General features: G+C 64.7%; 17 protein-coding genes and 1 pseudogene. 7 read left to right on the top strand and 11 right to left on the bottom strand.

Annotated elements, in window-relative coordinates:
- Window positions 1-116: 116 nt before the first annotated feature.
- The 4 genes and pseudogenes from phnC to AB3X98_RS32070 form a co-directional block, all read left to right on the top strand.
- Window positions 117-944, top strand: coding sequence for a phosphonate ABC transporter ATP-binding protein (gene phnC, locus AB3X98_RS32055; protein WP_069261678.1), 828 nt, complete (start codon window positions 117-119; stop codon window positions 942-944).
- A 58-nt stretch (window positions 945-1,002) separates the two neighbouring features.
- The gene (phnD, locus tag AB3X98_RS32060) at window positions 1,003-1,989 is read left to right on the top strand and encodes a phosphonate ABC transporter substrate-binding protein (RefSeq protein WP_368605461.1); all 987 of its coding nucleotides are present in this window, start codon (window positions 1,003-1,005) and stop codon (window positions 1,987-1,989) included.
- Entirely contained in the window at window positions 1,989-2,879 is an 891-nt protein-coding gene (gene phnE, locus AB3X98_RS32065) for a phosphonate ABC transporter, permease protein PhnE (RefSeq protein ID WP_368605460.1), read from the top strand. Before phnD ends, phnE begins: the two co-directional genes overlap by 1 nt.
- Before the next feature lie 122 nt (window positions 2,880-3,001).
- Window positions 3,002-3,112, top strand: a pseudogene (locus tag AB3X98_RS32070) (EamA family transporter); the annotation flags it as partial.
- A 28-nt stretch (window positions 3,113-3,140) separates the two neighbouring features.
- Here the strand turns inward: AB3X98_RS32070 and AB3X98_RS32075 are convergent.
- On the bottom strand, window positions 3,141-4,778 hold the full coding sequence (locus AB3X98_RS32075) for a PLP-dependent aminotransferase family protein (protein WP_368605459.1): 1,638 nt from the start codon (window positions 4,776-4,778) through the stop codon (window positions 3,141-3,143).
- A 127-nt stretch (window positions 4,779-4,905) separates the two neighbouring features.
- On the opposite strand from AB3X98_RS32075, the gene gabT reads away from it, so the two are divergent.
- Together gabT and gabD are read left to right on the top strand one after the other, a co-directional pair.
- A complete protein-coding gene (gene gabT / locus AB3X98_RS32080) occupies window positions 4,906-6,198 on the top strand; it encodes a 4-aminobutyrate--2-oxoglutarate transaminase (protein ID WP_368605458.1) in 1,293 nt (430 codons plus the stop codon).
- Window positions 6,199-6,313: 115 nt separating this feature from the next.
- Window positions 6,314-7,765 (top strand): NADP-dependent succinate-semialdehyde dehydrogenase, encoded by a 1,452-nt coding sequence (gene gabD / locus AB3X98_RS32085; protein ID WP_368605457.1) that lies wholly within the window; start codon window positions 6,314-6,316, stop codon window positions 7,763-7,765.
- A gap of 87 nt (window positions 7,766-7,852) precedes the next feature.
- On the opposite strand, the gene AB3X98_RS32090 is transcribed toward gabD, so the two are convergent.
- The 6 genes from AB3X98_RS32090 to cyoA all read right to left on the bottom strand — a co-directional run bounded on the left by AB3X98_RS32090 (window position 7,853) and on the right by cyoA (window position 14,104).
- Window positions 7,853-8,470, bottom strand: a complete 618-nt coding sequence (locus tag AB3X98_RS32090; protein ID WP_368605456.1) for a hypothetical protein — start codon at window positions 8,468-8,470, stop codon at window positions 7,853-7,855.
- Window positions 8,471-8,764: 294 nt separating this feature from the next.
- On the bottom strand, window positions 8,765-9,967 hold the full coding sequence (gene pcaF / locus AB3X98_RS32095; RefSeq protein ID WP_069261673.1) for a 3-oxoadipyl-CoA thiolase: 1,203 nt from the start codon (window positions 9,965-9,967) through the stop codon (window positions 8,765-8,767).
- Between the two features lie 296 nt (window positions 9,968-10,263).
- Window positions 10,264-10,584: a cytochrome o ubiquinol oxidase subunit IV gene (cyoD, locus tag AB3X98_RS32100; RefSeq protein WP_069261672.1), complete on the bottom strand. Its 321-nt coding sequence runs from the start codon at window positions 10,582-10,584 to the stop codon at window positions 10,264-10,266.
- Window positions 10,585-11,196, bottom strand: coding sequence for a cytochrome o ubiquinol oxidase subunit III (cyoC, locus tag AB3X98_RS32105; protein ID WP_069261671.1), 612 nt, complete (start codon window positions 11,194-11,196; stop codon window positions 10,585-10,587).
- Complete coding sequence (cyoB, locus tag AB3X98_RS32110) at window positions 11,196-13,205, bottom strand: cytochrome o ubiquinol oxidase subunit I (RefSeq protein WP_368605455.1); 2,010 nt, start codon at window positions 13,203-13,205, stop codon at window positions 11,196-11,198. Before cyoB ends, cyoC begins: the two co-directional genes overlap by 1 nt.
- 5 nt (window positions 13,206-13,210) lie before the next feature.
- A complete protein-coding gene (gene cyoA, locus AB3X98_RS32115; RefSeq protein WP_069261669.1) occupies window positions 13,211-14,104 on the bottom strand; it encodes a ubiquinol oxidase subunit II in 894 nt (297 codons plus the stop codon).
- A gap of 645 nt (window positions 14,105-14,749) precedes the next feature.
- Between cyoA and AB3X98_RS32120 the strand changes: the two genes are divergently transcribed.
- Entirely contained in the window at window positions 14,750-15,574 is an 825-nt protein-coding gene (locus tag AB3X98_RS32120) for an IclR family transcriptional regulator (protein WP_368605454.1), read from the top strand.
- A gap of 60 nt (window positions 15,575-15,634) precedes the next feature.
- Here the strand turns inward: AB3X98_RS32120 and AB3X98_RS32125 are convergent, their stop codons facing one another.
- The 4 genes from AB3X98_RS32125 to phnF all read right to left on the bottom strand — a co-directional run bounded on the left by AB3X98_RS32125 (window position 15,635) and on the right by phnF (window position 18,709).
- Window positions 15,635-16,555, bottom strand: a complete 921-nt coding sequence (locus tag AB3X98_RS32125; protein ID WP_368605453.1) for a LysR substrate-binding domain-containing protein — start codon at window positions 16,553-16,555, stop codon at window positions 15,635-15,637.
- Between the two features lie 125 nt (window positions 16,556-16,680).
- A complete protein-coding gene (gene phnN, locus AB3X98_RS32130; RefSeq protein ID WP_069261879.1) occupies window positions 16,681-17,232 on the bottom strand; it encodes a phosphonate metabolism protein/1,5-bisphosphokinase (PRPP-forming) PhnN in 552 nt (183 codons plus the stop codon).
- Complete coding sequence (locus tag AB3X98_RS32135; protein WP_368605452.1) at window positions 17,229-17,957, bottom strand: DUF1045 domain-containing protein; 729 nt, start codon at window positions 17,955-17,957, stop codon at window positions 17,229-17,231. The genes phnN and AB3X98_RS32135 overlap by 4 nt, the downstream gene beginning before the upstream one ends.
- Complete coding sequence (gene phnF, locus AB3X98_RS32140; RefSeq protein ID WP_368605451.1) at window positions 17,954-18,709, bottom strand: phosphonate metabolism transcriptional regulator PhnF; 756 nt, start codon at window positions 18,707-18,709, stop codon at window positions 17,954-17,956. Before phnF ends, AB3X98_RS32135 begins: the two co-directional genes overlap by 4 nt.
- Window positions 18,710-18,913 lie beyond the last annotated feature (204 nt).

The raw sequence follows: 18,913 nt of genomic DNA on the forward strand, positions 1-18,913 counted from the left end.
TTTTTCGCGGCCAGAAGGCCGCAAGACATGTAGTCGTCTAGACGTCGCGACACCTTCACTCAACCGTCACAGTCCCTTCCTAGAATGAGCCCTCGACTACACAGCGACGGATTGTTATGGACGCCATACGCATCGAACGCCTCTCGAAAAGCTTCGACAGCGGCCGCAAGGCACTCGACGAAATCAACCTGCGCGTAGGCGTTGGCGAAATGGTCGCGCTGATCGGCGCATCGGGCTCGGGCAAATCGACCCTGCTCCGCCATATTGCGGGCTTCACGGCTTCCGACCCGCAGCCTTCGCGCATCGAGATTCTTGGTCGTCCTATTCAGCAGGACGGCCGCATCGTGCGCGAAGTGCGCCGCATTCGCCGCGACATCGGCTTCGTGTTTCAGCAGTTCAATCTCGTGCATCGCCTCACGGTCGAAACGAATGTGCTGATCGGCGCGCTGTCGCGGCTGCCGTTGTGGCGACGCCTCACGGGCCGCTTTCCGCGCGCCGAACGCGAGCTGATGCTGGCCGCGCTCGGCGAGGTCGGCATCGCGCACAAGGCCGCCGAGCGCGCTTCGAACCTCTCGGGCGGCCAGCAGCAGCGCGCGGCGCTCGCCCGCGCACTCGTGCAGCGCGCGCGCCTGATTCTCGCCGACGAACCCATCGCCTCGCTCGACCCCGCATCGTCGCGCCGCGTGATGGACATGATGCGCATGCTCAATCGCGATCACGGCTTGACGGTGGTCGTCTCGCTGCATCAGGTGGATATCGCCATGGAGTACTGCCCGCGCACCATCGCGCTGCGCGACGGGCGCGTGGTGTACGACGGCGCATCGTCGGCGCTCACGCCCGCGCTGCTGCAACAGCTTTATGGCAACGCCGCGCGCGAGTTGCTCGAACCCGATGCTGCGCCGTCCGCGGCAACGTGCTTCGGCGCGCAGCCTCGCGCGGCCTGATCACGCAACCCAACCCTTTTCCAACCCGCAACGTTTTTACTCACCACGGACCGCCCCAATGAACCTGTTCCGCTCCATGCTCTCCTGGTGCGCCGCCGGCGCCGTCGCGTTTGCCTCGCTCGGCAGCGCGGCCGCTCACGCGGAAGATCTCAGCTTCGGCATCATCTCGACCGACTCGTCGGCGGTGCTCAAGCAACGCTGGCAACCGTTCATCGACGACCTGAACAAGCAGACCGGCCTGCATGTGAATGCGTTCTTTGCTACGGACTACTCGGGCATCATCGAAGCCATGCGCTTCAACAAGGTGCAGATCGGCTACTTCGGCAACGCTTCGGCCATGGAAGCCGTGGACCGCTCGAATGGCGAGATCTTCGCGAAGGTGCTCTACGCGAACGGCGATGCCGGCTACAAGTCGGTGCTCATCACCAACGTGAACAGCCGTGTGAAGTCGATCGACGATGTGTTCAAGAATACGAAGGATCTGACGCTCGGCTGGGGCGACCCCAATTCGACTTCGGGCACGCTGATTCCGGGCTATTACCTCTTCGCGAAGCACGGCGTTTCGGTGAACGCGACGAACTTCAAGACCGTGCTGCCTTCGAGCCACGAAGCGAACCTGCTCGCCGTGGTGAACAACAAGGTGGACATCGCCACCAACAACACCATCGAGCTTTCCACGCTGCAACAGAAGCACCCGGACCGCTTTGCCCAGGTGCGCGTGCTGTGGACCTCGCCGCTCATTCCGTCCGATCCGCTCGTGTATCGCAAGGATCTGCCTGAGGCCACCAAGCAGAAGCTGCGCGACTTCTTCTACCACTACGCCAAGACCGATCCGCGCGAGCAGAAGATCATGGCCGATATCACCGGCTACGCAGGCTTCGCGCCCGCCACCGACGCGCAGCTCCTGCCGATCCGCCAGGTCGCGCTGTTCCAGCAGAAAGAGAAGATCGCCGCCGACACGCATCTCTCCGACGACGACCGCAAGAGCCAGATCGCGGCCATCGACGCGAAGATCGGCGCGCTCGCCGCACCTGCGAAGCAGTAATGGGCGCGATGGATTTCGACAGCTCACGCGCCGTGCCGCAGGCAGAAGTCGCAAGGCCCGCTGCCGGGCCGGCGGCGACGCCGAACGTCGCCGCCGCGCCGCAAGCGGCCGCCCTGGCGGCGCGCGGCCTCACAGGCAAGCGCAGCTGGTCCTCGCTCGCGCTTTGGGCCATCGTGTTCGTGCTCCTCGGTGTGGCGTGGCGCGGCGCCGACATGCGCCCGCTCGACCTCTTCTCCGACTCAGCGAATATGAGCACGTTCGCGCGCGGCTTCTTCCCGCCGGACTTTACGGAATGGCGCACGTATGCCCAGGAGATGTGGGTCACGATCGCGGTGGCGCTGTGGGGCACGGCACTCGCCATCGTCTGCGCAGTGCCGTTCGGGCTCATGTCGGCGCACAATCTCGCGCCCGCGTGGGTGCTGCATCCCGTGCGCCGTTTGATGGACGCGTGCCGCGCCATCAACGAGATGGTGTTCGCGATGCTCTTCATCGTAGCCGTGGGCCTCGGGCCGTTCGCCGGTGTGCTCGCCTTGTGGGTGCACACGACAGGCGTGCTCGCGAAGCTCTTTGCGGAAGCGGTGGAAGCCATCGACCCACGCCCCGTGGAAGGCGTGCGCGCGACGGGCGCCTCGCCGCTCGACGAGATCGTCTACGGCGTGCTGCCCCAGGTCATGCCGCTGTGGATCTCGTATGCGCTCTACCGCTTCGAGTCGAATGTGCGCTCGGCGATGGTGGTGGGCATGGTGGGCGCGGGCGGCATCGGCGTCGTGCTGTATGAGGAAATCCGCTCGTTCGATTATCAGCAGACCAGCGCCGTGCTCATCATGGTGATCGTCGTGGTCACGGCCATCGATCTGATCTCCGCAAGACTGCGTGCGCGCGTGACCTGACGCGCTCCCTCGAAAGCCGCGCGAGCCGAATAGAAACACAACCACGGCTCGTGCGGCTTTTCCCTATTTCTGGCGGCCAGACGCGTTCGCTGGAATGATCACACGATTGCGGCCTCAACGGCACGCGCTTCGCCGTGCTGATCGGCTGGCTCTTCATGAACGAGAAGCTCACGGCGCGCCGCATGGTGGCTTGCGCGCTCGTGACTTGCGGGGCGGTGCTGATCCGGCTGTGATTGGCGTGCGCCGCAGCGACCGCTTCGCTCATACGAACGCGGGCAACGTCGTATCGATCGCCTCGGCGAGCGTGTCGAACGCCGGTGCAATCTCCTCGTCGGGCACGCAGGCGTAGCCGATCAGCAAGCCCGGATTCGCACGCTCGCGCGACGAGTAATACCCCGAAAGCGGCCGCACCACGATATTGCGCGCGAGCGCGGCTTCGGCCACGGCGCGGTCGTCGCTGCCTTCGGGCAACTGCATCACGACGTGCAGGCCCGCGTCGCCGCCCATCGCGGGCAACGCGTCGCCGTAGCGGCGCGCAACGGCGTCCAGCAGCACCTGGCGGCGCTGGCCGTAAAGCGCGCGCATCTTGCGGATGTGCGAGGTGAAATGGCCTTCGGCGATGAACTCTGCGAGCACAGCCTGCTGCAGCAATTGCCCCTCGCGATACAGCTCGGCGCTCGCGGTCGCGAAGCTTTCCGCCAGCGCTTCCGGCGCGACGAGATAACCCACGCGCAGGCCCGGAAACAGCGTCTTGCCGAAGCTGCCCACGTAGATCACCTGCCCCGCCGTATCGAGTCCCTGCAACGACGCAAGCGGGCGGCTGCCGTAACGGAACTCGCTGTCGTAGTCGTCCTCGATGATCCAGCACTGATGCTGGCGCGCGTACTCGAGCAACATGCGCCGGCGTGCGAGGCTCATCACCATGCCGAGCGGGTACTGGTGCGAAGGCGTGACGAGCATGAGCCGCGGCGGCGGCGCGGCGAAGTCGCCGGCCGACGGGTTGAGCCCTTCGCTGTCCACGGCGATCGGCCGCGTGTTGAGGCCCGAGACATGCAGCACGCTGCGTACGCCCCAGTAGCACGGGTCTTCGGTCCAGATGGTGTCGCCGGGATCGGAGAGCAGACGCACGGCCAGGTCGATGGACTGATGAATACCCGTCGTGATGATGATCTGCTCCGGCGAGCAGCGCACCGAGCGCGAAGTGCGCAGGTAGTCGGCCAGTACGTGGCGAAGCAGCGCGAGGCCGCCGCCGGGTGCGTAGGTCAGCAGGTCCGGGCGCAGACTGCGCCAGTACTTGTTGTGCAGACGCGTCCATACGCGCGCCGGGAAGCGGGAGACATCGGGCACGCCGGGCATGAACGCGCCGCCCTGGCGCTTCGAGACGCCCGCGCTGGTAATCAGGCGCGTGCCGCGTGCCGAGAGGGCGCGCGCCGTTGGGCGTTGCGTCTGCGTGGCGGCTTCCATTCCGCTTGTCGACGCGGCTCCGGGCGCCGCCGCGGCAAGCGCGTCCGCGCCCTTTGCGCTCTGGCTGTTAGTTGCGACTTTCCCCGCCGGTAGCGCGGCTCCTGAAGCGCCTCCATTTGTCCGCGTCTGCATAGAGCCAATTTCAGTCGCCCCCACGATTTCGTCGGGGGACGTGTCCGCCACGAAAGTGCCGCGCCCGGTCGCCGATGTGACATAGCCTTCGAGCACCAATTGTTCGTAGACCTGCGTCACGGTATTGCGTGCAATTCCCAGCTCGGCCGCCAGCAGCCGCGACGACGGCACCCGCGCCCCGGCCGGCAGTTCGCGCGAGAGGATCGCCTGCTGCAGCAGCTTGTGCAGTTGCCGGTACACCGGCTGGGCGCTTCCGCGGTCGAGCCGTTGCGCCAGCCAATCGGACAGAACACTCGCACGCATCGAAATTGGCTCCTAAAGATTGCACTGAATGGCTCTGAAAGTTAGAGCCAAACGTGAGTATAGTCGCGACATGGACTGCTTGCCGGTCCGCCAACCAACTTCAGAACTGACATCGATTCCACAGGAGATGAACGTGAGCAAGAACGCCGATCTGCAAAGCCGCAAGAACGCCATTACCCCGCGCGGCGTGGGCGTGATGTGCGACTTCTACGCCGAGCGCGCCGAAAACGCCGAGCTGTGGGACGTGGAAGGCCGCCGCTTCATCGACTTTGCCGCCGGTATCGCCGTGTGCAACACGGGCCACCGCCATCCGAAGATCGTCGCCGCCATCAAGGCGCAGCTCGACCAGTTCACGCACACGGCCTACCAGATCGTGCCGTACGAGTCGTACGTCTCGCTGGCCGAAAAGGTCGCCCAGCGCGCGCCGGGCAGCTTCGCCAAGAAGGCCGCCTTCTTCACGACGGGCGCCGAAGCCGTCGAAAACGCCGTCAAGATCGCACGTGCCCATACGGGCCGTCCGGGCGTGATCGCCTTCGCGGGCGGCTTCCACGGCCGCACGATGATGGGCATGGCGCTCACGGGCAAGGTCGCCCCTTACAAGCTCGCGTTCGGCCCGTTCCCGGCCGACGTGTACCACGCCCCCTACCCGAACTCGGTCCACGGCATCAGCACGGCCGACTCGCTCAAGCACATCGAGATGCTGTTCAAGGCCGACATCGATCCGAAGCGCGTCGCCGCGATCATCTTCGAACCAGTGCAGGGCGAAGGGGGCTTCTATCAGGCGCCGGCCGATTTCGTGCGCGGGCTGCGCAAGATCTGCGACACGCACGGCATCCTGCTGATCGCCGACGAAGTGCAAACGGGCTTCGCGCGCACCGGCAAGCTGTTCGCGATGGAACACTACGACGTCACGCCGGACCTCATGACGATCGCCAAGAGCCTGGCAGGCGGCATGCCCCTCTCGGGCGTGGTGGGCCGCGCGGAAGTGATGGACGCGGCGGCGCCTGGCGGCCTCGGCGGCACGTACGCGGGCAACCCGCTGGCTGTGGCATCGGCGCACGCGGTGATCGAGATCATCGAAGAGGAAAAGCTCTGCGAGCGTGCCACGAAGCTCGGCGACAAGCTCAAGGCCAGACTCAACGCGATGAAGGCCGACGTGCCGCAGATCGCCGACGTGCGTGGCCCCGGCGCGATGAACGCAGTTGAGTTCTGCAAACCAGGCACGAGCGAAGCCGACGCCGACTTCACGAAGCGCGTGCAAACGGCAGCCCTGAATCGCGGTCTGCTGCTGCTCGTGTGCGGTGTGTATTCGAACGTCGTGCGTTTCCTGTTCCCGCTGACGATTCAGGACGCCGTGTTCGACGAAGCGCTCGCGATCCTCGAAGAGGCGGTCAAGGAAGCCGTGGGCGTGCCGGCGTAAGCCTCCACCACATGCTGGCCCGCGAGCAGCGGGCCATCCGCGAAACGGCACACCGGCGCTTGCCGCTGTGCCGTTCGTCGTTCTAAATGAATCGAAGTCAGTCCGGAGTGCAAGCATGAATCTGAAAGACGCATCGCTGCTGCAAACCAGCGCCTTTATCAACGGCGAATGGCAAGGCGCCGAAGACGGCGCCACGTTCGAAGTCAAGAACCCCGCCACCGGCGCGGTGATCGGCACGGTGCCGCGCATGGGCGCCGCCGAAACGCGCCGCGCGATTTCCGCCGCGAACGCCGCATGGCCCGCATGGCGCGCGAAGACCGCGAAGGAGCGCAGTGTCATCCTGCGCAAGTGGCACGACCTGATGATGGAAAACGCCGACGACCTCGCGCTCATCCTCACCACGGAACAAGGCAAGCCGCTCGCCGAGGCGAAGGGCGAGATCGGCTATGCCGCGTCGTTCCTCGAATGGTTCGCGGAGGAAGGCAAGCGTATTTATGGCGACACGATCCCCACGCCCGCCAACGACAAGCGCATCGTCGTGACGAAGGAACCCGTGGGCGTGTGCGCCGCGATCACGCCGTGGAATTTCCCCGCCGCGATGATCACCCGCAAGGTCGGCCCCGCGCTCGCGGCAGGCTGCCCGATCGTGCTCAAGCCCGCCGAAGCCACGCCGTTCTCGGCACTCGCGCTCGCTGTGCTGGCCGAGCGTGCGGGCGTCCCGCGCGGCGTGTTCAGCGTCGTGACGGGCGACCCGAAGGCGATCGGCGGCGAGCTCACGAGCAACCCGACCGTGCGCAAGCTCTCCTTCACGGGCTCGACGCCGGTTGGCCGCCTGCTCATGAGCCAGTGCGCCTCGACGGTCAAGAAGGTCTCGCTGGAACTGGGCGGCAACGCGCCGTTCATCGTGTTCGAAGACGCCGATCTCGATGCGGCCGTCGCCGGCGCCATCGCCTCGAAGTATCGCAACAGCGGCCAGACCTGCGTATGCACGAACCGCTTCTACGTGCACGACGCCGTGTACGACGCGTTCGCGGCCAAACTGCGCGACGCGGTGGAAAAGCTCAAGGTCGGCCTCGGCACGGAGGCCGGCGTGACGCAAGGCCCGCTCATCAATGAAGCAGCTGTGCTGAAGGTGGAGTCGCATATCGAAGATGCGCTCGCGAAAGGCGCTCAGGTGACCACGGGCGGCAAGCGCCACGCACTCGGCCACGGCTTTTTCGAGCCGACCATCCTCACCGGCGTCACGCCCGCGATGAAGGTCGCGCGCGACGAAACCTTCGGGCCGCTCGCACCGCTGTTCCGCTTCTCGTCCGATGACGAAGTGATCAGGATGGCGAACGATACCGAATTCGGTCTCGCCGCTTACTTCTACAGCCGCGACATCGGCCGCGTGTGGCGCGTGGCCGAAGCGCTCGAATACGGCATGGTGGGCATCAACACCGGCCTGATCTCGAACGAAGTCGCGCCGTTTGGCGGCGTGAAGCAGTCAGGCCTCGGCCGCGAAGGCTCGCACTACGGCGTGGACGACTACGTGGTGATCAAGTATATGTGCATGGCGGGCATGTAACGACCAGCGAAAACGGGCGCCTTCCGAGGCGCCCGTTCGGGTCGCAAAAGGAAGCCGGCGCTGCAATGCGCCGGCTTTTTTACGTGCTTACTGCGTGGCGGCAACCGGCGTCACCTGCGTCGCATAAGCGGAAACGAACACGGCGTGAACCGTGTCGCCGACCTTCAGGGTCTTGAGGTCGATATCGGGGGTAGCTTGCAGCGTGACGGTCTGATAAGCGCCGCGCAGCGTCACTTCGCGCTTCTTCGCGTTGATGTGCTGCACCGTGGCCTGAACTTCAACCTGGCGCGCGGCGTCGTAGCCCGACGACGCGGGCAGATAGACATTCGTATCCACACGCTTGCGAATACCCTTGTCCTTTCCCGTTACTTTGTCGGCCGTCATGAGGAGCGCGTTCTTGTAGAGCGCGTCGACAGTGTCGCCCACGTGGAGCTGGTCGAAGTTGCTGACCTGCGGGCTAAGCGCGATATCGACGTCATTGCCGCGCGGCCCGCGCAACGTGACGACGCGCGCAGCGCGATCGATGCCGACGATCTTCGCGTGGATATGCACCGGCTCCGCGTTGGCAATCGCTTGCTGCGCCGCGCTGGCGAGCGCGCTTTGCCCCTGCGGCGCCGAAGCCGCCGCGTCGTTTTGCGCAAACGCCCCCTGCGAGAGGCCAACGCCCACCACCCATGCCGCCGCCAGAATCGCTGCCTTCGTCATTCACATTCTCCTCGTCAAACGGGTTTGAAATGATTGCCGTATTCGCATCGGCGTGTGGTGCCGAAGTGCGGCCGATTCTACGCGCGGCTTTTAGAACGCGGACGTTGCCTGCCCGGAAGCGGGTCAACTTACCGCAACCCAATACGGCTAATTGCCGAGGGGTTTGCTGAGGCTCAAATTCCCGTGCGATTACGTGGTGAAATGGATCGCGCAATTGTTGCGTAGCGCGAAATTTCTAACGAAAAAGCCGCGGGTCAAATCGACCCGCGGCTTTCAATTCAGGGCGACGAAAAATCAGACGCGCTCGATAGCGATCGCAATCCCCTGCCCCACGCCGATACACATCGTGCAAAGCGCAAAGCGCCCTTGCGTGCGATGGAGCTGATACGTGGCGGTCGTCACGAGACGTGCGCCGCTCATCCCGAGCGGGTGCCCAAGCGCGATCGCGCCGCCGTTCGGGTTGACGCGAGGATCATCATCGGCGACGCCGAGCATGCGCAGCACGGCGAGGCCTTGCGAAGCAAAAGCTTCGTTCAACTCGATAACATCGAACTGATCGATGGTCATGTTCAACCGCGCGAGGAGCTTCTGCGTAGCGGGTGCGGGACCAATACCCATCACACGCGGCGCGACGCCGGCCGTCGCGATACCGAGCACGCGCGCACGCGGCACGAGCCCAAAACGCTTGGCGTTTTCCTCATTGGCGAGGAGCAGCGCGCAAGCGCCGTCATTCACACCCGAAGCATTGCCAGCCGTCACCGAGCCATCCGGGCGCACGACGCCCTTGAGCTTGGCAAGCGCTTCGAGGCTCGTCTCACGCGGATGCTCGTCGCGCGAGAAAACAATCGGATCGCCCTTCTTCTGCGCAATCGTCACTGCGACGATCTCTTGCGCCAGCGTGCCATCCGCCTGGGCACGAGCCGCCTTCTGCTGGCTGCGAACCGCAAACGCATCCTGATCGGCGCGGCTCACGTTGTAGTCGACGGCGACGTTCTCGCCCGTTTCCGGCATCGAGTCCACACCATACTGCTGCTTCATCAGCGGATTGACGAAGCGCCAGCCAATCGTCGTGTCGTAAATCGCGGCGTCGCGAGCGAAGGCACTCGTCGACTTGCCCATGACGAACGGCGCGCGGCTCATGCTTTCCACACCGCCCGCAATCATCAGCCCCGTTTCGCCCGACTTGAGCGCGCGCGCGGCAATGCCCACGGCGTCCATGCCGGAGCCGCACAGGCGGTTCACCGTCGAGCCCGGCACGGCCTGCGGCAAGCCCGCCAGCAGCGAGGACATGCGCGCGACGTTACGGTTGTCCTCGCCCGCCTGGTTCGCGCAGCCGTAGATGACGTCATCGATCGCCGTCCAGTCCACGTCCTTGTTGCGCTCCATCAGCGCCTTGAGCGGCACGGCGCCGAGGTCGTCGGCGCGAACCTGGGCAAGGGCGCCCGCGTAGCGGCCGATAGGTGTGCGAACCGCGTCGCAGATGAATGCTTCCGTCATGTGAGTCTCCTTTCGATCGCACGCACTTGATGCGATCCCATGCAAAGATGATTGAGATTGACGGACTGCGCGGGCGAAAATGGGAGATCGAGCGCGCACGTCGTCGTGCGATTTGTTCGAATACCGAACCGATGATCGTTGATCGAACAATTTGACGGCCATAATAGGCGCGTCCTGGGACGAGTGTCAAGCACGCGGACCTGGCTACAAAAACGAAAAAGCCGCACAGGACGGTTGGCCCGTGCGGCTTTTGCGAGTTCAGGCGGGCGCGAGGCGCCAGCCAGTGAGGCGAACGCTTAACGCGACATCATGAGCGCGCCGACATTGTGCATGACCCAGATCGTGCCGAAGATCAGGAACGCGGCGGCCAGCACCGTGTACGCCAGCGACAGGACGTTCCAGCCCTGCCCCGGCGACGTGTTCAAATGCAGGAAGAACACGAGGTGCACGACCACCTGCACGAAGGCGAGCACCGCGATCACGATCAAGGCCGCGGAGGCATCGAGCGTGCCGTGCAGGACAACGCCGAATGCGCCCGCGGTAAGCAGCACCGAAAGAATGAAGCCCGCCACATAGCTGCCGAGGCTGCCGTGCGACTCTGCATGAGATTGAGCCATTTAGAGCACGCTCCCGAGATAGACAAAAGTAAACACGCAGATCCACACCACGTCGAGAAAGTGCCAGAAGAGGCTCAGGCACGTGAGGCGGCGGATTTCCTGCTCGCCCAGCTCCCGTGCGCGAACCACCTGGATCATCATCACGAGCATCCACAGCAGGCCGAAGAACACGTGCAGTCCGTGCGTGGCGACCAGCGTGAAGAACGACGACAGGAACGCGCTGCGCTGCGGGCCGGCGCCTTCTGCGATCAGGTGCGAAAACTCGCGCAGTTCGAGCACGAGGAACGACGCACCCAGAATGAAGGTGACGGCGAGCCAGCCGAGCACCACGCCGTTCTTGCGCTGATGCGCGCCGAGCATCGCGAAACCGTATGTGATGCTCGAAAACAGCAGCACGGCCGTTTCGAGCGCCACGCCCTGAATATCGAACAGGTCCTTGCCCGTGGGGCCGCCCGCAAACTGCTGGCTCAACACGCCGAACGTGGCGAACAGCGCCGCGAACAGCAGGCAGTCGGTCATCAGGTAGACCCAGAAGCCGAATACCGAGTGCGACTGCGGGTGATCGTGCTGATCGAGTTCGGCAAGGGTTGCCGCATTGGTTTTCTGTAACATCAGACTGCCTCCTCGGCGACCAGGTCGCGCTTGGCCACGGCGGCGCCGGTGCCAAAGCGGCTTTCTTCGATCTCGCGGACCTTCGCGGCCGGAATGTAGTAACCGTCGTTGTTGCCGAAGCTCTTGAGGATGACCGTCAGCACGACGCCGACGAACCCGAGCACCGCAAGCCACGTGATGTGCCACACGGCCGCGAAACCCAGCACGAGGCTGAACATGCCGATGAAGAGGCCCGCCGACGTGTTCGACGGCATGTGGATGTCGCTGTATTTCGCGGCGAGGCCCGGAGCGCGGCCCGCTTCCTTCATGTGCGCGAAAGCGTCGATGTCGTCCACGTGCGGAATGACCGCGAAGTTATAGACCGCCGGCGGCGACGACGTTGCCCATTCGAGCGTGCGGCCGTCCCACGGATCGCCGGTCACGTCCTTGCATTCGGCCTTGTTGCGGTTCACGAAGGCCATGACCCACAGCAGGACCTGGAACACGACGCCGACCGCGATGATCGCAGAGCCAATCGCGGCGACCACGAAGTACGGATGCCATTCGGGCACATCGTAGTGGTTGGTACGACGCGTTGCGCCCATGAAGCCGAGCACGTAGAGCGGCACGAAGGCCACGTAGAAGCCGACGAACCAGCACCAGAACGACGCCTTGCCGAGCTTTTCGCTGGGCTTCAGGCCGAACACCTTCGGGAACCAGTACTGCAGGCCCGCGAGGTAGCCGAACACCACGCCGCCGATAATCGCGTTGTGGAAGTGAGCGACCAGGAAGAGCGAGTTGTGGAGCACGAAGTCCGCGCCCGGAATCGCGAGCATCACGCCGGTCATGCCGGCGATCGAGAACGTCACCATGAAGCCGACGGTCCAGAGCACGGGCGCGGTGAAGTGCACACGGCCGCGATACATCGTGAACAGCCAGTTGAAGATCTTCACGCCGGTGGGAATGGCGATGATCATCGTCGCGATACCGAAGAACGCGTTGACATCGGCGCCCGCACCCATCGTGAAGAAGTGGTGCGCCCACACGAGGAACGCCAGCACCATGATCGCGCACGAGGCGTAGACCATCGTCTTGTAGCCGAACAACGGCTTCTTGCAGAACGTGGCCATCACTTCCGAGTAGATGCCGAACGCAGGCAGCACGAGGATGTACACCTCGGGGTGGCCCCACGCCCAGATCAGGTTCAGATACAGCATGGCGTTGCCGCCCAGCTCGTTCGTGAAGAAGTGCGTGCCGACGTAGCGGTCGAGGCCGAGCAGCGCCACCGCGATCGTGAGGATCGGGAACGTGGCCATGATGAGCACGTTCGAGCACAGCGCGGTCCACGTGAACACGGGCATCTTCATGAGCGTCATGCCGGGCGCGCGCATCTTGACGATCGTGACGAAGAAGTTCACGGCCGTGATCAGCGTGCCGACACCGGAAAGCTGCACTGCCCAGATGTAGTAGTCCACCCCCACGTCTGGACTGAACTGGAGCTCGGAGAGCGGCGGATACGCGAGCCAGCCCACCTTCGCGAACTCGCCGACCACGAGCGAAATGTTGACGAGGATCGCGCTGATCGCCGTCATCCAGAACGAGAGCGAGTTCAGGAACGGGAACGCCACGTCGCGCGCGCCGATCTGCAGGGGCACGACGAGGTTGAAGAAGCCGACCATGAGCGCCATCGCCATGAAGAAGATCATAATGACGCCGTGCGCCGTGAAGATCTGGTCGAAGTGATGCGGCGGGAGATAGCCGGGCGAGTCGAACGCCATGGCCTGCTGGATACGCATCATGACCGCGTCGGCGAAGCCGCGCACGAGCATGAGCACCGCCACGATCATGTACATCACGCCGATGCGTTTGTGGTCCACGCTCGTGAGCCACTCGGTCCAGATGTACTTCCACTTGCCGGTCACGGTGACGAGACCGAGCACGCCGACGACGATCAGCGCCATGAACGCCGCCGCGCCCATGATGATGGGCTGATCGAACGGGATCGCCTCTAATGTGAGTTTTCCGAACATGCTGCTTACCCCTTGGTCACGCAGGACGGGTCGAAATTCGTGACGTGCCCGTTGTTGTACTTCGCGATGATGTTATTGAAGAGCTTCGGGTCGACGGTCGAGAAGTACTGCACCGGCGCCTTCTCCCGCGGCTTCGCGACCGTTGCGTACTCGTCCATCGAAAGCTGGGTGGACGACGTCTTCACCTTCTGCACCCACGCGTCGAAGTCCTGCTGGCTCGTGGCGAGCGTGCGGAACTTCATGTCCGAGAAACCCTTGCCGCTGTAGTTGGACGAGAGCCCGTCGAAATCGCCCGCTTCGTCGGCGATCAGGTGCAGACGCGTTTGCATGCCCGCCATCGCGTAGACCTGGGTGCCCAGTTGCGGGATGAAGAACGAGTTCATCACAGCGTCCGACGTGATGCGGAAGTTGACCGGCGTGCCCACCGGAACGGCGAGCTGGTTCACCGAAGCAATGCCGAGGTCGGGGTAGATGAAGAGCCACTTCCAGTCGAGCGCGACGACTTCGACGTTGATGGGCTTCACGCTCGACTCCAGCGGCTTGTACGGGTCGAGTTCGTGCGAGGTGCGCCACGTGAGGATGGCGAGGAACAAGATGATCGCGGCCGGAATGGCCCAGACCACCACTTCGATTGCCGTGGAGTGGGCCCACTTCGGCGCGTAGGTCGCGTTGCGGTTCGAGGCGCGGTAGCGCCACGCGAACAGGAGCGTCAGGATGATGACGGGCACCACGACCAGCAGCATGGCCCATGTGGCCGTGAGGATGAGCGACTTCTCGGCCGCGCCCACGCTGCCCTTCGGGTCCAGCACGGCAAAATTGCCGCTGCACCCCGCAAGAGAAACGAGCAGCCCGCTGCCGAGGGGGATTAACCACCTTTTAAAGGCTTTTCTGTCTTTCATGTTTGCCTGTTCTTCCGTTGTCCACCAAAACGCGTAACACCCAACACATTTGCATCGCAAATTCGCCACGCAAAATGCACCCGTATCGTATTCAGCGCGATTCTACGGAAACCCCAATCTCAAAATTTGATCTTTGCTAAGGATTGGCCAGCGGGACAAAGCACGCCCAGGCAAGCGCGACGGAAAGCCGCAAATATCTTTCCAATAGCTTTCATCTCGCAAACGCCCGCCGCACAGTGGTTTCAGCGTGATTCCCCAGTGCGCGGGCAAGCGAGGATGGGCACCGGCGACACGCGCGGCGCGGTCGAAGAATCGTCAGAAAGTGTGCCGATTCATTCGAATTTCGACATGGCTCTTATCTCGTTTTAATTTCAGGAATTTCCGATATTCAGACATAAACAATCGACTCACGAATCAATCATTTTTCGACAAAATCCAATTGACTGAAATCAAATAACTGACGGCCAAATGATCTGATGTGCGCATTTGACGCATGTCACGCGACGCCGCACTATCGATGTTGACGCAGGCGCCATGCCCCGACAGTGAGCGGCCGCCCGACCTCGCCGCTTGTTGGCGAAACCGATCCCTTGGGTTATCTTGATAGGTTCTCCAAGCGCCGCAGCAAGACCGAACGCCACGCCCATGAATTCCGCTTCCAGTGCCTCGCCAGACCGCTCCGCCGACCAGCACGAGATTCCCGAAAAACCGGGCGACTCCTATGTGCAGTCGTTCGCGCGCGGGCTTTCGGTGATCCGCGCATTCAACGCGGAGCATCCCGAACAGACCCTCACCGACGTCGCCGCCGCCACGGGCCTCACGCGCGCCGGGGCGCGCCGCATTCTGCTCACGCTGCAGACGCTCGGCTACGTCGAAGCCGAAGGGCGGCTCTTTCGCCTCACCCCGCGCATTCTCGACCTGGGCTTCGCGTACCTCACGTCGATGCCGTTCTGGAACCTCGCCGAGCCGGTGATGGAAGAGCTGTCGCAGGAAGTGCACGAGAGCTGCTCGGCGGCCGTGCTCGACCGCACCGAGATCGTCTATGTGCTGCGCGTGCCCACGCACAAGATCATGACGATCAACCTCTCGATCGGCAGTCGTCTGCCCGCGTACTGCACCTCCATGGGGCGCGTGCTGCTGGCCTCGCTCGACGAAGCCGCGCTCGACGAAACGCTCGGCTCCTCGCCGCTCTATGCGCATACGGGGCGCACGGTCACCGACGTCGGCGAACTCAAGAAGATCATCGCCCAGGTGCGCCAGCAGGGCTGGGCCATCGTCGATCAGGAACTGGAAGGCGGACTCATCTCGATCTCCGCGCCTATCCGCAACCGGCAGGGCCGCGTGATCGCCGCGATGAACATCAGCGGCAACGCGCAGCGCACGTCCGCCAGGCAGATGGTCAAGACCTTCCTCGAACCGCTTCAGCAAGCCGCGGCGCGTGTGTCCGGCATGGTCGCGCGGCGCACGTAAAAACAACGGATCGCAAGCGGGCGCGCCTGGGCAAGCCGCCCCGGCTGCGCTCGAGCCATTTCAGGCAACTTCGGCGAACACCTGCACGAGCCAGTCGGCGAAAGCGCGCACGCGCAGCGACAACTGGCGGTTCTGCGGGTAAAGCACCGAGACCGGCAAGGGCGGCGGCGGATGCGCGGGCAGCACGACGCACAGCTCGCCGTTGGCGAGCAGGTCGCGCACGCGGTAGCGCGGCACCTGCACGATGCCGAGCCCCGCCAGCGCGCCCGCCGTATAGAGTTCCGCGCCGTTCACGGCCACCGGGCCCGGCAGCGTCACGCGGGCGATACCGTCGGCTGTCGTGAATTCGAGCGGAAGCGCGCGGCCCGTGGCCGGCGACACATAGTTCACGGCCCGATGGCCGGGCCGGCCAGGATTGTCCGTGTGCGTGCCGGCGAGCGCCTCGATCGACTCCGGGTCGCCGTGCCGTTCCAGATACGCGGGGCTCGCGCAGGTCACCTGCTCGAGCAGCGCCACGCGCCGCGCGATCATCGAAGAGTCGGCCAGCTCGCCCGCGCGCAGCACGCAGTCCACGCCCTCGCGCACGAGATCGACGAAGTGATCGCCCGAGCCGATGAAGAGCTCGACGCGCGGATAGCGCGCGAGAAAGTCGGCCAGGCGCGGCATCACGAAATACTGCGTGAGCGTGCCCTGCATGTTCACGCGCAAACGCCCCTGCGGATCGGTGTCGCGAAACGCCTCCTCGGTTTCCTCGAGGTCGGCGAGCAGGCGCATGCAGCGCTGGTAGTAGGCGTCGCCATCGAGCGTCGGCTTGACCTGGCGCGTGGTGCGTTCGAGCAGACGCACGCCGAGGCGCGCTTCGAGACGCTTGATCGAGTTGGTGACCGTCGCGCGCGGCAGGTTCAGGTCCTCGGCCGCCTGCGTGAAGCTGCGGCGGTCGACGATGCGCGTGAAAATTTGCATCTCCTGGAAACGGTCCAAGGGCATTCTCGTTGAGTTCTCGGGTCGCCTGCATCTTCTCACGGCAACCACGCCCAACCAAAAATCCCCCCGCCCATTCGAGCCCTTAAGCGACTGTTAAGCGGCGCTCGAGGACGGCGCGGAGACTATCCGGCCGCCACCTGCAGCACGAGCTTGACGAACGCCCCGCCCGCCTCCTCCAGGTGCCCGGAGTTGTCGATGCGCGCAAACGCGGCGCCCGACGGCACCTCGAACGGCGCGCGCCGCGCAAGACGCAACGCGACCTGCTCGGGCGTTTCACGCGCCCGGGAAGCGAGGCGCGCGGCGAGTACGTGCTGCGCGGCCTCGATGTGCACGAGCGTCATGCGCGGGTAGCGCTCGAACGCCTCGCCCGCGTAGGCGCGCGAACCGTTCACCACGACGGTGCAGCCGAGCGCCATCCATTGGTCGATCTCCACGCCCACGCCGTAGCGCAGCGCGTGGCTGCGCCATTGCAACGCGAAGAGGCCGCGCTGCGAGCGCGCCTCGAATTCGGCCTCGGTGAGCGCGATGTGGTTCTCGCCGCCGCTGTCTTCGCGCGTGATGTAGCGATGCGCGAAGACGACGTCTTCACCGGAGAGGCGCTCGCGCGCGTAACGCAGCAACGTGTCCTTGCCCGCACCCGAAGGCCCCATTACGTAGATCAGGCCGCCCTTCATGCGCGGGCCCCCGCGAACGGCAAGCGGCGCCACAGCGCGAAAGGCGCGCCCGGCTCGGGCTCGACGAAGAGCGCCGCGCCCTCCACCGGCAACGGGTTGGCACCCTGCATCTGCGTGTTCCAGGCATCGACGAGTTGCGCGCACGTTTGCGCGTCGTTCAGCGAATCGGATAGCGTCATGTGAAAGCGGAATTCTTCGAACACGTACGGATAGCCCCACGCTTCGACGTAAGCGCGCTGACGCTGCGTGAGCGGCGCGTCGAGGCGCTTCGCGAGTTCGGCGGGCGTTTGCGGGGCGCGCAGCGAGCCGAGCGCGCGCAGTGCGTCGGCAGCCAGTTCGCGCAGGGCGGTTTCGCCGGCATCGTCGGCGGGGCGCAGCGCCACGAAGCGGCCGAGCAGCGCCGCCTCGACATTGGCGTCGAAGCGCGCCTGCCCCTGCGTCCACTGCTGCGCGGCGGCGAGGAGCGCAGCGGGCGTCACACCCGGCGCGAGACGGAACGGCGGCACGAGGGTGCCGTGCCAGCCATAGCGACGTGGCGCGACCGTGAGCGTTTCCAGCGGCTGCGGCAGGCCTGCGAGCCACGGCGGCGGCGCGAGCGTGTCGCCCGTCTCCGGATCGCGGCCAAGCCACGCGCAGCCCGCCTGCCACCACGCCGACTCGCGCGGCGGCGCATAGTAAAGCGCGAAGCGCGCGGCTTCGCTCCAGTCTTCGTGCAGCACGCTCATATGTCGTGCTCCACCATCAGCTGCACGCGGTCGGCGGCGAAGTGCGTGATACCGTACTTGATCGGCACGCCATCAAGGTCGACGTCGACGTTTTCCACCCACAGCACCGGCTGTTGCCGGTTGATGTTCAGGCGCCGCGCCACCTCGGCCTCGGGCAGCACGCTGCCGATACGGCTCCACTTGCGCAGATAGTCGGTCACGCCGTATTCGGCCAGGGCCTTCGAGGTGCTGTCGACGCGCTCCATGACCACGGGCAGATCGGCGAAGCGCGCGGCGGGATACCAGCTGCGCGCGTAAGTGAGCGGCACGCCGTCCGACTCGTGCAGCGTTTCGAGCCGGTAGACGAGCGCGCCCGCGCGCAGCCCCAGGGCCTTGGCGACCGTGGGGTCCGCCTTGCCACGCGACGACGACAGCAGCTTGCCCGCCGCCGAATGCTGATGGCGCTTCAGGTTCTCGGTAAAGCGCGTGCGCTTGCCGATGGTGTAGTCGATCGCGCCGGGCTGCACGAAAGTGCCGCGCCCCTGTTCCACGCTTACGAGCCCCAGCGCCGCGAGGCCCAGCATCGCGCGCCGCACCGTGTGGCGGTTTACGTCGAAGCGGCGCGCAAGCTCGCCTTCGCTAGGCAGCCGGCCGTCTTCGCCGAAACCCTTCGCGGCGATCTCGGCCGCGAGGATCTGCTCGATCTGCCGCCACACCGCCACACCCGCGCCGCGCTCAAGCAGGCTGGACGGCGCCTCGTCGTTCGATGTCATGGTGCTGTCATTCCTCTCGGTTCCAATAGCGTTTTGTGCATTGTAGTGCGCAGGGCGTGATGGAAATATGAAAACCTTCATTGCGTCCGCACTGGACGACTGTACCATTAAACGTCTAGACGTTTAGATGAATAGATGGTTCAATCGAGATCCAGACAAGGCTGTTCGAAAGGCGCAGTTGCCATGTCCGTTCCCCCCGTTCAC

The sequence above is a fragment of the Paraburkholderia sp. BR14312 genome (genome assembly GCF_040948675.1).
Lineage (GTDB): Bacteria > Pseudomonadota > Gammaproteobacteria > Burkholderiales > Burkholderiaceae > Paraburkholderia > Paraburkholderia nodosa_A.